The sequence below is a fragment of the Massilia sp. METH4 genome (genome assembly GCF_037094685.1).
Taxonomy (GTDB): domain Bacteria; phylum Pseudomonadota; class Gammaproteobacteria; order Burkholderiales; family Burkholderiaceae_D; genus Rugamonas.
On sequence record NZ_CP146614.1, the window covers coordinates 3,859,077 to 3,873,939 of the forward strand.

Here is a 14,863-nt window from a genome sequence, read left to right on the forward strand (position 1 = left end):
CAATAACGAGGGGAGCATCTTGAACAAGTCATTCCAACATACCGCCATCGCACTGGCCCTGCTGGCCGCCTATGCGGGCACCGCGCAAGCCACGCCGCTGGTGGCCGCCGTGGCTGCCGCGCCATCCGGCGCCGCGCTTGCCGCCGCAACCGGCGCAGCGGCGACCGGAGAGGCAACCGGGGTCGCAAACGTGGCCGCAAACGAGGCGGCAAGCGAGGCTGCCGCCGGCGCGCAAGCAGAGGCGGGCGCCGCCGCCGAAACCTTCGTCGGCGCCCTGCAAACCGTGCTCGTGACGACGCGCCGCCGCGTGGAAAGCTCGCAAAGCGTGCCCACGCCGATGACGGTGCTGGGCGAGGACGCACTGGAAGGCAGCCGCATCTACCGCGTGCAGGACCTGCAGCAACTGCTGCCCAGCACCACGATCAACTACGTGCATGCGCGCCAGCTGAGCTTCGCGGTGCGCGGCCTGGGCAACAACCCCGCCAGCGACGGCCTGGAAGGCAGCGTCGGCATCTACCTGGACAATGTGTACCTGGCGCGCCCCGGCATGGCCGCGTTCGACGCGCTGGACGTGCAGCAGCTGGAACTGCTGCGCGGCCCGCAGGGCACGCTGTTCGGCAAGAACACCACCGCCGGGGTATTGAACATCTCGACGAAGAAGCCGACCTCCACGCCCGAGCGCAGCGTGGAACTGTCCGGCGGCCAGTTCGGCTACGTGCAGGGCAAGCTCGCCTTGTCCGGCCCCGTCAACGACACGACGGCCTACCGGCTCTCCGCCTACAAGACGCACGACGACGGCTACATCACGAACCTGTACAACGGCGACAAGGTGCAGGGCGGCGACCGCCAGGGGGTGCGCGGGCAACTGCTGTATGAACCGGGTCGCGCCTTCAGCCTGCGCGTGATCGCCGACTACCACGAGGAAAACTCGAACAACGGCACGCTGGTGTTCTACAGCGCCGGCCCCTCGGGCCGCGCCATCACGCAGGCCGCGCTGGTGGGCGCCACCCCGGTGCTCGATCCTGCGCGGCGCGCCGTCAACCTCGATTCCGGTTCGAGCGTGACGGTGCACCAGGGCGGCGTGTCGGCGGAGGCCAACTGGACTTTCGCCGACGATGCAAGGCTCACGTCCATCACGGCATGGCGCCGCTGGAACTTCGTGCCGCGCAACGACGACGGGCTGCCGGTGCCGGTCACGCTGAACGTGGGCGCCTCCGCCAACCACAAGCAGTTCACGCAGGAGCTGCGCTGGGCCACGCCGTCCGGCCGCGCTGTCGAATCCGTGTTTGGCGCCTATTACTACTACCAGGAACTGTCGAACAATTCGTTCACCGAGAACGGCCCGCTGGCCGACCGCTACAACGGCAACCCGGCCGGCGCCTGGTCCAACGTGAGCAGCACGGCGCCCGGCGAGCTGCGCGTGAACAGCTATGCGCTGTTCGGCCAGTCGACCTGGCACGCCACCGACCGGCTCGACCTCACGGCCGGCGTGCGCGCCAGCTATGAGGACAAGTGGGCGCGCGTGATCCGCAATGCGCCGACCGGCGGCGCGACGGTAACGGGCGCCGCGCTGGCCGCGCGCAACGGCCGCTATGGCGTATTCGATTCGGGCGATTTGTCGCTCACGCAATCGAGCCCGACGGCGCTGTTCTCGGCCGGCTACAAGCTCCAGCCGGAAGTACTGCTGTACGGCAGCCTGTCGCACGGCGAGAAATCCGGCGGCATCAACCTGGCCGTGCCGGGTGCCGGCGGCGTCGCCTCGATGCTGGTGGGCGCCGAGCGCGCGAATGCGCTGGAACTGGGCGTGAAGAGCACCCTGCTGGAGAACCGCCTGCAGCTGAACGGCAATCTGTTCGCCACCATCGTGCACGGCTACCAGAGCAATGCCTACGACCCGGTCAGCCGCACGTCGTATCTCACCAACGCGGGCGACGTGCGCACGCGCGGCATCGAGATCGAAGCCATCGTCACGCCGCTGCGCGGCCTCACGCTGCGTGCCAACGGCTCGTTCAACGACGCGAGCTACCTGCGCTACACGAACGCTCCGTGCGCGCCGGAACGCGCCGGCACGTTCTGCGACCTGTCCGGCCGCAATGCGCTGGTCAATGCGCCGCGCTGGATCGGCAACCTCGGCGCGCAGTACTCGCGCGCCGTGGCCGAAGGGCTGCAAGGCTATGTGAACGCGAACTATGCCTACCGCAGCGACACCTACGGCACGCTGGACGCATCCGAGTACGCGAAGATCCCGTCGTACAGCGTGAGCAACCTGTCGCTGGGCCTGCGCAGCACGCGCGGCGCCGCCTGGGATATTTCGCTGTGGGTCAAGAACGCCTTCGACAAGCATCACTACACCAGCATGTGGAACAGCGGTTTCGGTTCCTACAACGCCGTCATCGGCACCCCGCGCACGGCCGGCATCACCGGGCGCCATGAATTTTAAACAGGAGATCACATGAGCATCGACAAGAAACGACGCGCCGTTATCGGAGGCCTGGGCGGCCTTGGTACGCTGGCGGTATTGCCTTCGGCGGCCTTCGGCAAGCCTGGGCGAGGCGGCTCGGCGGGCAAGCCGAACATCATCTTCATCCTGGCCGACGACCTGGGCTGGGCCGACCTGTCCGTCTACGGCAACACCGAGTTCAAGACGCCCAATCTCGACAGGCTGGCGGCGCAGGGCCTGCGCCTGACGCAGCATTACTCGAATTCCGCCGTGTGCTCGGCCACCCGCTTCGGCCTGATCACGGGCCGCTACCAGTACCGGCTGCGCGGCGGCCTGGAAGAGCCGATCGCCGGCGCATCCGATACGATCGGCCTGCCGCCGGACCACCCCACGCTGCCGTCGCTGCTGAAGGCAGCCGGCTACCGCACCGCGCTGTTCGGAAAATGGCACCTTGGTTCGCTGCCGAATTTCGGCCCGTTGAAGAGCGGCTACGAAACCTTCTACGGCAACTACGGCGGCGCGATCGACTACTTCACGCACAAGCCGGGAGTGGGCCCGAACGTGAAGGAAGACCTGTACGAGGGCGAAACGCCGGTCTCCGAAGTGGGCTACTACACGGACCTGCTGGGCGACCGCGCATCGGGCTACATCAAGAAGCACTCGTCCGATAAACCGTTCTTCCTGTCGCTGCACTACACGGCGCCGCACTGGCCGTGGGAAGGCCCGAAGGATGAAGAAGTGTCGAAGCAGATCTCGAACATCTTCCACTACGACGGCGGCGACCTGGAAACCTACGCGAAGATGGTGGTGGCGCTGGACGCGTCGATCGGCCGCGTGCTCAAGACGCTGGAACAGAAGGGCCTGGCGGAGAACACGATCGTGATCTTCACCAGCGATAACGGCGGCGAGCGTTTCTCGAAGACGTGGCCGTTCTCCGGCCAGAAAACGGAATTGCTGGAAGGCGGCATCCGCGTGCCCGGCATCGTGCGCTGGCCCGCGAAGATCAAGGCGGGACAGGTGAGCGACCAGGTGGCGATCAGCATGGACTGGCTGCCCACCCTGCTGGCCGCCGCCGGCACGGAGCCGGCCACCTCGCACCCGCCCGATGGCAAGAACCTGCTGCCGGTGCTGCTGGGCGACGACAAACCCGTGGAGCGCACGCTGTTCTGGCGCTACAAGGCCAATGCGCAGCGCGCGGTGCGCGCCGGCGACTGGAAATACCTGAAATTGAACGGCAACGAATTCCTGTTCGACTTGTCGAAAGACCAGCGCGAACGCGCCAACCTGGCGCGGAGGTTCCCGGACAAGCTGGCCGACCTGAAGCTGCAATGGGAGCAGTGGAACAGCGAGATGCTGCCGATCACGCCGGAGGTGCGCACGCACGGCGTGAACGGCAAGGTGCAGGCCGACAAGTACGCGCCGGAAGGCACCGATTGATGCAGGCGAGGCGCGCCAGCCAAGGCCCGCCTCTGGCCGCGCGGCGCGCTTCATGGCAGACTTCTTGATCACTTTGCCATGGAGACGATCGTATGATGAAAGCCGCACTGTCGATGTTGATCCTGTCTGCCGCTGCTTCCGCCATTGCCGCCGATGCGCCAACCCGGCCCGACTTGCGCGAAGAACTGCTGCGGATGCGCGATGTGGACCAGCGCGCGCGCGGGGGCAGCGGCGGCGCGCCGGACCCGCAGGCGATGGTGAAGGTGGATGCCGAGCACACCGCGCGGCTGAAGGAGATCGTGGCGAAGGAAGGGTGGCCCACGAAATCGATGGTGGGCGAGGATGGTGCCCTGGCCGCCTGGCTGCTGGCCCAGCATGCCGATCGCGATCGTGCCTTCCAGGCCGACGTGCTGGCGCGAATCGAGAAGCTGCTCGACTCCGGCGAAGTCTCGCGCAAGAACTACGCCTACCTGTACGACCGAATCAACGAGCCGCAGCGCTACGGCACGCAGGGCATGTGCGTGGAACCGACCCGCTGGGCGCCGCGCGCGATCGAGGACGAGGGCAAAGTCGACAAGCGGCGCGCCGAAGTGGGGCTGCCGCCGATCGCGGAGTACATTGCGCTCATCTCGGGCAAGTGCGCCGAGATCGCGGCGGCCGCGCCGCAACCGCCCAAGCCGTAACCAGCAGCCGCCGTGCCGGGTTCCGGCCCGGCGGCAGCAGATGCGCCGGCTGCTCTGGTAACGTGACCATATACTGCAAGTCACCGCCACGCGCAAGCTGATATTTCAGCTTGTTGCACCCTTCCGACTGTTCGCCCGGTATCACTCAACCCGCTGACCGTTTGCCGGCGGGCCGCTCAAATCGCGGTACGCATCTTCTAGAATCGGATCGAGAGGACACTACCTTTCAAGTTGATAATAAGATCCGGAGACCAGAAAGATGCCATCGAACCGCACCACGCGTTACCGCATCCGTCCCACGGTTTGCGCTGCCGCCGTCACCACCGCGATATCCCTTCTCGCCATCGAAACAGCGAGCGCGCAGCAGGAAGCCGCAGCCGCCGCACAGTCGAATGTCGTTGTCGTTTCCGGAACCCGGGCTTCGGTGGCCTCGGCGATCGACCGGAAGAAGAACGCTTCCACCGTCGTCGATTCCATCGTCGCCGAGGACATCGGCGAATTCCCCGACAAGAACGTGGGCGAGGCGCTGTCGCGCGTCACCGGCGTGCAGCTGTCGCGCGATTTCGGCGAGGGCTCGCAAGTCAATATCCGCGGCGTGGAAGCAAACCTGAACCGCGTGGAGATCAACGGCCTGTCCGTGCTGTCCACCAACGGCACGGCCGGCCGCGGCGCCGAACTGCGCGAGCTGCCTGCCGAATTGATCAAGTCGATCGACGTGTTCAAGGGCGTGACCGCCGACCAGACCGAGGGCGGCATCGGCGGCACCGTGAGCATCAGGACGAACCTGCCGCTGGACTTCAAGACGCGCACGATCGTCACCAAGCTCGAGGCGGAGCACAGCACCAACCGCGGCGGCGTGCAGCCGCGCGGCAGCCTGCTGTTCGCCGACAAGTTCCTCGATGGCCGCCTGGGCGTGATGGCGAACCTGGTGTACGACAAGGTCCACACGCAGAACGATTACGTCCGCAACAGCAACTGGCGCTACCTGCGCGACTGGGATTTCTCGCCCGAGAAGACCAATACGAGCCTGAATCCCGCCGCCGCCGCGGTGAACGACAAGGCTGGCTGCGCGGCGCTGACCGGCGCGAACAAGACGGCGTGCGAAAGCCAGTGGTTCGACTACTCGCCGGGCGTGCCGCGCTACGGCATCTGGACGCGCGACCACAAGCGCTCGAGCGCCGAGCTGACCGCGCAGTACAAGATCAACAACGGGCTGGACGTCTGGGCGCGCTACAACAAGAACAACCAGGACCAGATGCTGAACGACCGTAACTACACGACGGACTTCGGCTCGCTGCACCGGTTCTCCACCAGTGGCGTGGCGCCGACCTATGGCGCGAACGGCGCCCCGATTGCGCCAGCGGCGACGTGCGCCAATCCGGATGCCAGCAGCACCCCGGCCGGCATGAGGTTCGTCAACCACGTGATGACGGAGTTCAGTGCCGGCACCTGCACCAACGTGCCGGGGCAGGGGGCTTCGTACAACTTCGATACGGCGGCGCGCGACTTCGCGCTGAAGATCGATTCGAACTACCGTTCCGCCGGCTTCAACTGGAAGAACAGCCGCTGGTCGGCCGAGGGCCTGGTGGCCAAGACCGATTCGTTCTACGAGCTGCACACGAACCTGATCTCGATGGGCGCCAACATCCCCGGCCTGAAGGTGACGCTGGACGACCAGGGCCTGCCGAAATTCACCTTCCCGGCCGGCTACGATCCGAACGACAGCAGCATCTACACGCGCATCCGCTCGCAGTACCAGCCTTCGTTCACGGACAACACGGAAGACCAGGTCAAGCTCGATTTCAAGTACCGGCCCGACCTGCCGTTCCTGAAGTCGATCCAGTTCGGCGGCCAGGGGCGCCGGGCGACCTCGGAGCAGTACCGCTGGACCGGGTACATCGTGCCGAACAATCCCGGCAGCACGGCGGACGACGTGTACGTGCGCAATCCCGAAGTGCTGCACGAGATCATCCACGATCCGCGCAATACCAGCGGCACGCTGCGCAACAATGGTGCAACGGTGTCCGGCAATAACCTTACCGCCAACAACACCACGCGCTACGTGACGGCGGGGCAGATGGCGTCGCTGGTCGATGCTATCCGCACCAACACGCCAGGCAGCTTCCTGAACGGCTACGGCGGCCTGTCCGGCTATCCGGCCGGCTGGATGGCGCCAAGCTTCCAGCAATCGGCCCAGTACTTCGACCTGTCGCGCTACAACCATGACCTGCTGCGCGAATCGCTCGGCAGCGACGGCCAGCGCTATCCGATGCCGCCGCAGTTCGCGGTCAAGGAAAGCATCCGTGCCTTCTATGTGCGAGCGGACTTCTCGCACGAACTGTTCGGCATCGAATGGGACGGCAATGTGGGCGTGCGCTATGCCGGCACGCGCACGCGCGCCACGGGCTTGCAGTCTTATCGCAGCTATTCGTTGAACGGAAGCGGCACCCGCGAGGAGGCGGTCCTTGCCAACCAGATCGTCACGCGCGAGAACAAGTACAGCGATGTGCTGCCAAGCGTGAACCTGTCTGGCTGGCTGGTGCCGGACAAGCTGGTGGCCCGCATCGGCTGGGGCAAGGTGATGGCGCGTCCGTTCATCGACAAGCTCACGCCGAACATCAGCTGCATCGCCGGCAGCGGCCAGGCCTTGTATGGCGGCGACGGCGGTACCGACGACTGCACGGTCGGTAATCCGGACCTGGAACCGTTCCGCGCCACCAACAAGGATGTCAGCGTGGAGTGGTATCCGTCGCGCGACAGCCAGCTGTCGCTGGCCTTCTTCCGCAAGGATATCCGCACGTACATCCAGAACGACGTGGTGCTGCCCAACGTGGACCTGTTCGGCGACGGCACGCGCTGGGACGTGAAGACGTCGATCAACGGCCGCGGCGCGACGACGAAGGGCTGGGAACTGGCCGGCCGCACGGCGCTCACCATGCTGCCCGGCTTGCTGAGCGGTTTCGGCCTGGACGCGAACTACACGCGCATGAGCTACGAGTACGCGGCCGGGAACGAGCTCCTCAACCCGCTGGACAATACGGTGCTGCCGTACCCGGGCATGTCCCGCAACAGCTACAACGTGGGCGTGTGGTACGACCTGGGCAAGTGGAACGCGCGCCTGGCCTACAACTATCGGGACGGCTACTACACCGGCACGGTGGATGCGAACGCCCAGCTGCCCGTGTACGGCGAGAAGGTGGGTTACCTGGATGCGAAGATCCAGTACCGCGTGACCGACAACCTCACCATCTCGGCGGAGGGCAAGAACCTGACGGACGAGGGGCAGTACCTGAACTCGGGGTCGACGTCGCGGCGCAACGAGCTGGCGTGGTCGGGGCGCAGGTATTTCGTGGGGGCGACGTACAAGTTCTGACCCAGGCCGCGGCTTCGAAGCGCTGGTGTCGGACACCCTTCGGGTGTCCGGCACCGGTTTTCCTATGAGGCAGCCGTAACGGCAGGTTCCGCGAGAACCGGTGTCGCACACATTTTCCGGAAGAAGCGTCCGGAAAATATGTCCGACACCGATGCGCCATCGCCGCGGAATGCCCCGAGCACCCCAAGTGCTGGCACCCTTCTTGCAGCGCAAACGGCATCCAAAGTGCAAGGAGGTACCGATGGCTTTCCACACCACGTCACGCAAGATGCTTGGGTTGGCATTGCTCTGCTTGTGCGCGACTGCCGGAGCCGCCAATCCCCTCGGTCTCGCCGTCGCTGGCGCTCCCTCCATGTTCGTGCTTGCGGTAGCGGAATCGAGAGGCGACAACAAGGAGGCGAAGGCGGAACCGAAGGAGCGCGAACGGCGTGTGGAAGCGTCCGGCGCGGCTCGCGAGAGCACCCGGCAGGCCGAGGCTGAAGCGCCGCCGCGACAACGCGAGGCCGACGGCACGCCCGCCGAGAACCCCAGGCTTACCTTGCGCTGAGAAGCTGCCCGGGCACCGCCCCGGTGCGCCTCTCACCACAAGCGGGCGCTATTCCTGGGCATCACCCCTTGAACGGGTTGCGTTCGTTCAGCTCATCCATATACGCATCGATGCCGCCGCTTTCCCGTTCCAGGAAGCGCTCCACGGCATCGGCAAAAGCCGGATGCGCGAGCCAGTGGGCCGACCAGGTGCGGGTGGGCAGGAAGCCGCGCGCCATCTTGTGCTCGCCCTGGGCGCCGCCTTCGAAGGTGCCGATGCGCTGCTCGATGCAAAATTCCAGCGGCTGGTAGTACGCCGTCTCGAAATGCAGGCAGGGCACGTGTTCGAGCGCGCCCCAGTAGCGGCCGTACAGCGTGTCTTCGGTGTGGATCAGCAGCGAGGAGGCGATCGGCTCGCCGCCGCGCTCGGCGATCACCAGCAGGATGTTCTCCGGCATGGTTGCCCCGATGCGCTGGAAGAAGTCCAGGTTCAGGTACGGCTTCGAATAGTGCTCGGAATACGTGTTGCGGTAGCAGCGGTGGAAGAAGCGCCAGTCGGCCTCGAGCGCGTCCACGCCGCGCACGCGGCGCATCGTCACGCCGGCCTCGCGCACCTTGCGCCGCTCGGCGCGAATGTTCTTGCGCTTCTTGTGCTCCAGCGAGGCGAGGAAGGCTTCGAAGTCTTCATAGCCGTCGTTGAGCCAATGGAATTGCACGCCGGTGCGCAGCATGAAGCCGGCATCCTTCAGCGTGTCGGCCTGCGCCTGCGGCGGGTACAGCACGTGAGTGGACGATACGCCCGACGCTTCCTGCTGCTCGCACAGCAGCGCCACCAGGGCCGCGCGCGCCGCGTCGTCGCGCGCCAGCAGCCGGCCGCCGGTCACGGGCGTGAACGGGATGGCGGACAGCAGCTTGGGGTAGTACTCCACGCCGTTGCGGTGGTAGGCATCGGCCCAGGCCCAGTCGAACACGTACTCGCCGTAGGAATGCGACTTGACGTACAGCGGCATCGCGGCCGCGAGCTCGTCGCCATCCCACAGCGCGAGGAATTGCGGCTGCCAGCCGGTTTTCGCGCTGGCGCTGCCCGACTCGTGCAAGGCGTGCAGGAAGGCGTAGGACAGGAAAGGGTTCGGGGCGCGGCCCGGCTCCTGGCTCGCCAGCAGCGCGGTCCAGGCGGCATCCCCTGCCTGCGACAGGGAGGTGAGGACGGCGGATCGAAAGCTCATCGGACCATTGTACGGGACTTCCGGGGTCCGCGCCGGCGCGGCGCGCACACGTGAACCGGAGGGCGCGCTGCGCCGAAGCTGACCCGGTATTGAACTGCCGACAGAGGTTTTGCCACTGCTGCGGCATTGCCGGGGGCTCAATGTTAAAATCTTCGGCATTCGAAGCGAAGAACGAGCCCATGCCGCAATCCTTCCACAATCTGTACACCCATGATTTCGTCCGGGTCGCGGTCGGCGTGCCGCGCTGCCGCGTGGCGGACCCGCTCTACAATGCCCAGCAGACCGTCGCGCTGGCCGAACAGGTGGCCGCCAAGGGCGCAGTCCTGGCGGCCTTCCCGGAACTGGGCCTGTCGGCCTATACCTGCGACGACCTGTTTCACCAGCGCGCGCTGCTCGACTCGGTGCAGGTCGCGCTGGGCAAGATCGTCGAGGCATCGATCCGCATTCCGGTGGCGATGATCGTCGGCATGCCGCTGCGCGTCGACCACCGGCTGTTCAATTGCGCGGTGGTGGTGTACGGCGGCCGCATCCTCGGCGTGGTGCCGAAGATCTACCTGCCCAACTATAACGAGTTCTACGAGGTGCGGCAGTTCAGCTCCGCGGACGACGCGGTGTCGACCGAGATCGAACTGCTGGGCCAGCGCGTGCCGTTCGGGGCCGACCTGCTGTTCCAGGCCGCCAACCTGCCGCTGCTGCGCTTCCATGCCGAGATCTGCGAGGACGTGTGGGTGCCGATCCCGCCGTCTTCCTACGCGGCGCTGGCCGGCGCCACGGTGCTGGTGAACCTGTCGGCCTCGAACATCGTGGTGGGCAAGTCCGATTACCGCCACCAGCTCGTGGGCCAGCAGTCCGGGCGCTGCATGGCCGCCTACCTGTATTCGTCGGCGGGGCGGGGCGAGTCGACCACCGACCTGTCGTGGGACGGCCAGGCGCTGATCTATGAAAACGGCGAGATGCTGGCCGAGGCCGAGCGCTTCCAGGACGATTCGCACGTGATCTTCGCCGACGTGGACCTGGAGCGCCTGTCGCGCGACCGCATGCGCACCAATACGTGGGGCGATTCCGTGCGGCGCCATGCGCAGCAGGTGGAAGCCTTCCGCGTGGTCAAATTCGCCGTCGAACTGCCGGTGCAGGACGTGCTGCCGCTGCAGCGCACCGTGGCCCGCTACCCGTACGTACCCGCCAACCCGGCCGTGCGCGACAAGCGCTGCATGGAGGTCTACAACATCCAGGTGATGGCGCTGGTGCAGCGGCTCTCCGCCAGCGGCATGAAGAAGGTGGTGATCGGGATCTCGGGCGGCCTGGATTCCACGCACGCGCTGCTCGTCTGCGCGAAGGCGATGGACCGGCTGGAACTGCCCCGCACGAACATCCTCGCCTACACGATGCCCGGCTTCGCCACCAGCACGCGCACGCTGGAGCAGGCGCGCAGGCTGATGGACTTCGTGGGCTGCACCGCCCACGAGATCGACATCCGCCCCAGCTGCATCCAGATGCTCCAGGATATCGGCCATCCGTACTCGGAGGGCAAGGAAGAATACGACGTCACGTTCGAGAACGTGCAGGCGGGCGAACGCACGAGCAAGCTGTTCCGGCTGGCGAACCACCACAACGGCATCGTGATCGGCACGGGCGACCTGTCCGAGCTGGCGCTGGGCTGGTGCACGTACGGCGTGGGCGACCATATGTCGCACTACAACGTGAACGCCAGCGTGCCCAAGACGCTGATCTCGCACTTGGTGCGCTGGGTGGCCGAGAGCCGCCAGTTCGGCGAGGCCGATTCCCAGGTGCTGCTCGACGTGGTGAACACCGAGATCAGCCCCGAGCTCGTGCCGGGCAAGGCAAACGACACTGCGCCGGCGCAGAGCACGCAGAGCGTGATTGGGCCGTATGAACTGCAGGACTTCAACCTGTACTACACGCTGCGCTTCGGCTTCACGCCGGCCAAGGTGGCCTTCCTCGCGCTGCACGCGTGGAAGGACCGCTCGGCCGGCGCCTGGCCGGACGATGCGCACGTGGTGCGCAACCAGTACACGCTCAAGGACATCAAGCAGAACCTGGCCATCTTCCTGCGCCGCTTCTTCCAGAGCCAGTTCAAGCGCACCTGCGTGCCGAACGCGCCGAAGGTGGGCTCCGGCGGCTCGCTGTCGCCGCGCGGCGACTGGCGCGCCCCCAGCGATGCGGAATCGGTGGTGTGGCTGGAAAACTTGAAGTCCGTGCCGGACGCCTGAAGACCGTGCCGAACCCCGGCCTACAAATTTTATAAGGAGAATGCCATGAAACAGATTACCGCCGTTATCAAGCCCTTCAAGCTGGACGAGGTGCGCGAAGCGCTGGCCGAAGTGAACGTCACCGGCCTGACCGTCACGGAAGTGAAGGGCTTCGGTCGCCAGAAGGGCCACACCGAGCTGTATCGGGGCGCCGAATACGTGGTGGACTTCCTGCCGAAGGTGAAGGTGGAAGTGGTGGTGGACGACGGCGTGGCCGAGCAGGTGGTGGATGCCATCATCAAGGCCGCCCGCACCGGCAAGATCGGCGATGGCAAGATCTTCGTGCAGAACGTGGAGCAGGTGGTGCGGATTCGCACGGGCGAGACGGGGCCGGATGCGGTTTAATTAGGTGGTGTAAGGAGTGATGGCTTGCAAGCCATCACCGCTGCGCAGGCGCGGAGCATGCTCCGCGAAACCCCTGCTACGCCACCGGTTTTCCCCTGAGGCATACGCTACGGCCTCCCCACCCGCAAATCGAACTTCCACGTCACCAGCCGCATCACGGTAATGGTCGCCGCCGACGACCACAGCGCAATATCCTCGCCCACCTGCACCTGCCGCAGCAGGATATACAGCCAGCACCCGAAGAACGCGCAGATCGCGTAGGGCTTGCCATCCCTGAACACCATCGGTACTTCGTTGCAGACGATATCGCGCAGCACGCCGCCGAAGATTCCCGTGATCACGCCCATCATCGCCGCGATGAAGACCGGCATCTGCGCCGCGAGTGCCTGCGACACGCCGGCCACCGCGAACAGGCCCAGGCCCATCGCATCGGCCACCACGATCAGGCGCTCGGAAACGATATGGCGCAGGTGCTTCATGAAGGGCGCCACGGCCAGCGCGAGCACGAACAGCAGGATCGTGTATTCCTGGTGCTGCACCCAGAACAGCGGGCGTTTATCCAGCAGGATGTCGCGCAAGGTGCCGCCGCCGAACGCGGCGATGAAGGCCACGATGATGACCCCCACGATGTCCATGCGCTTGCGGCGCGCTTCCACGAATCCCGAGAACGCCCCGACCAGGATGGCGATCACTTCGATGATGGTGACGAGGGAAACGTGGGGGACGATTTTCATGCGGGCGGGTTAAGTAATGGTGTCCACAGGTTAACAGAAAAAAAATGGGGACGTACCCCATTTTCCGGGAAATGTTTCCCAGAAAATGGGGTACGTCCCCATTTTTAGAGCAAAGTCAGCGCTCGGGTCGGAGTGCCGCCCGCAGCAGCACGATCAGCGCACCCTCGCCACCCTCGGCGGCATGCGCCTGGCAGAAGGCGATCACGCCCTCGGTCTGCACCAGCCAGCTGTGCACCATCGATTTCAGCACCGGCTCGCCGCCGCGCGAGCTGAAGCCGCGGCCGTGGATCACGCACACGCAGCGCTGGTTGCGCTGGTTGGCGCGAAGAAGGAAGCCGGCGAGGGCCTCGCGTGCATCGTCGCGGCGCAGGCCGTGCAGGTCCAGCTCGTCCTGCACGGGCCAGTAACCCTTGCGCAGGCGCTTCATCACGTCGCCGCCCACGCCGGGGGCGAGGTAGTTCAGCGTCGGCTCCTCTTCCATGTAGTGCTCGACCCCGAACAGGTCGGACAGCGACTCGCGCAGCACGGCCGCGTCGTCGTCCTTCTGTTCGGCGGCGGTCAGCTTGCGCTTCGGTGCAGGGGGCGGGGCGATGACGGGCTTGGGCGCCTGCGGTACGTAGCGGTTCGACTCCGGCATCTTTTGCACGCCCTTCATCGTCGAGCGGAAGATGGTGGCCTCGGCCGCTGCCTGCTTTTCGCGCTCGATGCGCTCTGCCTCCGCCTTGGCGCGCGCCGCTTCCTCGCGCTCGCGCTCCTCGTGCTTGCCCTTGAGCTGCTGCCCCAGGGCCTTCAGTGCCGCGAAATCCTTCAGGCTGCCACCTGCCATGTTGCCTTTACTCCTGCGCTTCCAGGTAGCGCTGCGCATCCAGCGCGGCCATGCAGCCGGTGCCGGCGCTGGTGATCGCCTGGCGGTACACGTGGTCCTGCACGTCGCCGGCGGCGAATACGCCCGGGATCGACGTGGCCGTGGCCATGCCTTCGGTGCCGGAGCGCGTCTTCAGGTAGCCGTTGTGCATTTCCAGCTGGCCTTCGAAGATGCCGGTGTTCGGCTTGTGGCCGATCGCCACGAACAGGCCGTGCACGGTGATCTTCGACATCTCGCCGTCGTTCGATTTCAGGGTCAGGCCAGTCACGCCGCTGTCGTCGCCCGTCACTTCGTGCAGGTTGTTGTTCAGCTTCAGCTCGATCTTGCCCTCGGCAACCTTGGCCATCAGGCGGTCGACCAGGATCGGCTCGGCGCGGAACTTGTCGCGGCGGTGGATCAGCGTGACCTTGCTGGCGATATTGGCCAGGTACAGCGCTTCCTCGACGGCCGTGTTGCCGCCGCCGATCACGGCCACTTCCTGGCCGCGGTAGAAGAAGCCGTCGCACGTGGCGCAGGCGGAAACGCCGCGGCCCATGAACGCTTCTTCCGACGGCAGGCCCAGGTACTGGGCCGAGGCGCCGGTGGCGATGATCAGCGCGTCGCACGTGTATTCTCCGGCGTCGCCCACCAGGCGGATCGGCTTCTCGCTCAGCTTGGCAGTATGGATGTGGTCGAACACGATTTCCGTGCTGAAGCGTTCCGCGTGCTGCAGCAGGCGTTGCATCAGTTCCGGACCCTGCACGCCCAGCGGATCGCCGGGCCAGTTTTCCACGTCGGTCGTCGTCATCAACTGGCCACCCTGTTCGACGCCGGTGATCAGCATCGGCTTCAGGTTGGCGCGCGCGGCATACACCGCGGCACTGTAGCCGGCCGGACCGGAGCCAAGGATCAGGACGCGGGCGTGTTTGGTAGTGGTCATGGAAGCTTTCCTGCTAAATTGGGGTATGAACCGAATATGGAGGCGT

At 65.8% G+C, this 14,863-nt stretch carries 11 protein-coding genes; 7 read left to right on the plus strand and 4 right to left on the minus strand.

Going from position 1 to position 14,863, the window contains the following annotated elements; genetic code table 11:
• Positions 1 to 19 precede the first annotated feature (19 nt).
• From V6Z91_RS17010 to V6Z91_RS17030, 5 genes are all read left to right on the plus strand, one after another.
• Complete coding sequence (locus tag V6Z91_RS17010; RefSeq protein WP_338758871.1) at positions 20 to 2,440, plus strand: TonB-dependent receptor; 2,421 nt, start codon at positions 20 to 22, stop codon at positions 2,438 to 2,440.
• Positions 2,441 to 2,452: 12 nt separating this feature from the next.
• Positions 2,453 to 3,877, plus strand: a complete 1,425-nt coding sequence (locus V6Z91_RS17015; protein ID WP_338758872.1) for a sulfatase-like hydrolase/transferase — start codon at positions 2,453 to 2,455, stop codon at positions 3,875 to 3,877.
• Positions 3,878 to 3,969: 92 nt separating this feature from the next.
• Positions 3,970 to 4,560 carry a DUF6624 domain-containing protein gene (locus tag V6Z91_RS17020; protein ID WP_338758873.1) on the plus strand — a complete coding sequence of 197 codons (591 nt, stop codon included), beginning with the start codon at positions 3,970 to 3,972 and terminating at the stop codon, positions 4,558 to 4,560.
• Positions 4,561 to 4,819: 259 nt separating this feature from the next.
• Positions 4,820 to 7,933 carry a TonB-dependent receptor gene (locus V6Z91_RS17025; RefSeq protein ID WP_338758875.1) on the plus strand — a complete coding sequence of 1,038 codons (3,114 nt, stop codon included), beginning with the start codon at positions 4,820 to 4,822 and terminating at the stop codon, positions 7,931 to 7,933.
• Positions 7,934 to 8,174: 241 nt separating this feature from the next.
• Positions 8,175 to 8,480, plus strand: coding sequence for a hypothetical protein (locus V6Z91_RS17030; protein WP_338758876.1), 306 nt, complete (start codon positions 8,175 to 8,177; stop codon positions 8,478 to 8,480).
• Positions 8,481 to 8,541: 61 nt separating this feature from the next.
• Here the strand turns inward: V6Z91_RS17030 and V6Z91_RS17035 are convergent, their stop codons facing one another.
• Positions 8,542 to 9,684 carry a GNAT family N-acetyltransferase gene (locus tag V6Z91_RS17035; RefSeq protein ID WP_338758878.1) on the minus strand — a complete coding sequence of 381 codons (1,143 nt, stop codon included), beginning with the start codon at positions 9,682 to 9,684 and terminating at the stop codon, positions 8,542 to 8,544.
• Between the two features lie 179 nt (positions 9,685 to 9,863).
• Here V6Z91_RS17035 and V6Z91_RS17040 point away from each other — a divergent pair, with 179 nt between their 5' ends.
• On the plus strand, positions 9,864 to 11,915 hold the full coding sequence (locus V6Z91_RS17040; RefSeq protein ID WP_338771907.1) for an NAD(+) synthase: 2,052 nt from the start codon (positions 9,864 to 9,866) through the stop codon (positions 11,913 to 11,915).
• 45 nt (positions 11,916 to 11,960) lie between these two features.
• On the plus strand, positions 11,961 to 12,299 hold the full coding sequence (locus V6Z91_RS17045; RefSeq protein ID WP_107141586.1) for a P-II family nitrogen regulator: 339 nt from the start codon (positions 11,961 to 11,963) through the stop codon (positions 12,297 to 12,299).
• 107 nt (positions 12,300 to 12,406) lie between these two features.
• Here the strand turns inward: V6Z91_RS17045 and V6Z91_RS17050 are convergent, their stop codons facing one another.
• The 3 genes from V6Z91_RS17050 to trxB form a co-directional block, all read right to left on the minus strand.
• The gene (locus V6Z91_RS17050; protein WP_338758883.1) at positions 12,407 to 13,033 is read right to left on the minus strand and encodes a trimeric intracellular cation channel family protein; all 627 of its coding nucleotides are present in this window, start codon (positions 13,031 to 13,033) and stop codon (positions 12,407 to 12,409) included.
• A 115-nt stretch (positions 13,034 to 13,148) separates the two neighbouring features.
• The gene (locus V6Z91_RS17055) at positions 13,149 to 13,859 is read right to left on the minus strand and encodes a Smr/MutS family protein (RefSeq protein ID WP_338758885.1); all 711 of its coding nucleotides are present in this window, start codon (positions 13,857 to 13,859) and stop codon (positions 13,149 to 13,151) included.
• Between the two features lie 7 nt (positions 13,860 to 13,866).
• Positions 13,867 to 14,817 carry a thioredoxin-disulfide reductase gene (gene trxB / locus V6Z91_RS17060; protein ID WP_338758886.1) on the minus strand — a complete coding sequence of 317 codons (951 nt, stop codon included), beginning with the start codon at positions 14,815 to 14,817 and terminating at the stop codon, positions 13,867 to 13,869.
• Positions 14,818 to 14,863: the final 46 nt, after the last annotated feature.

Excerpts from the sequence above, each read along its gene's own strand:
- V6Z91_RS17015 (WP_338758872.1), top strand. The coding sequence starts at position 2,453 with ATGAGCATCGACAAGAAACGACGCGCCGTTATCGGAGGCCTGGGCGGC.
- V6Z91_RS17020 (WP_338758873.1), top strand. The coding sequence starts at position 3,970 with ATGATGAAAGCCGCACTGTCGATGTTGATCCTGTCTGCCGCTGCTTCC.
- V6Z91_RS17025 (WP_338758875.1), top strand. The coding sequence starts at position 4,820 with ATGCCATCGAACCGCACCACGCGTTACCGCATCCGTCCCACGGTTTGC.
- V6Z91_RS17030 (WP_338758876.1), top strand. The coding sequence starts at position 8,175 with ATGGCTTTCCACACCACGTCACGCAAGATGCTTGGGTTGGCATTGCTC.
- V6Z91_RS17035 (WP_338758878.1), bottom strand. The coding sequence starts at position 9,684 with ATGAGCTTTCGATCCGCCGTCCTCACCTCCCTGTCGCAGGCAGGGGAT.
- V6Z91_RS17040 (WP_338771907.1), top strand. The coding sequence starts at position 9,864 with ATGCCGCAATCCTTCCACAATCTGTACACCCATGATTTCGTCCGGGTC.
- V6Z91_RS17045 (WP_107141586.1), top strand. The coding sequence starts at position 11,961 with ATGAAACAGATTACCGCCGTTATCAAGCCCTTCAAGCTGGACGAGGTG.
- V6Z91_RS17050 (WP_338758883.1), bottom strand. The coding sequence starts at position 13,033 with ATGAAAATCGTCCCCCACGTTTCCCTCGTCACCATCATCGAAGTGATC.
- V6Z91_RS17055 (WP_338758885.1), bottom strand. The coding sequence starts at position 13,859 with ATGGCAGGTGGCAGCCTGAAGGATTTCGCGGCACTGAAGGCCCTGGGG.
- trxB (WP_338758886.1), bottom strand. The coding sequence starts at position 14,817 with ATGACCACTACCAAACACGCCCGCGTCCTGATCCTTGGCTCCGGTCCG.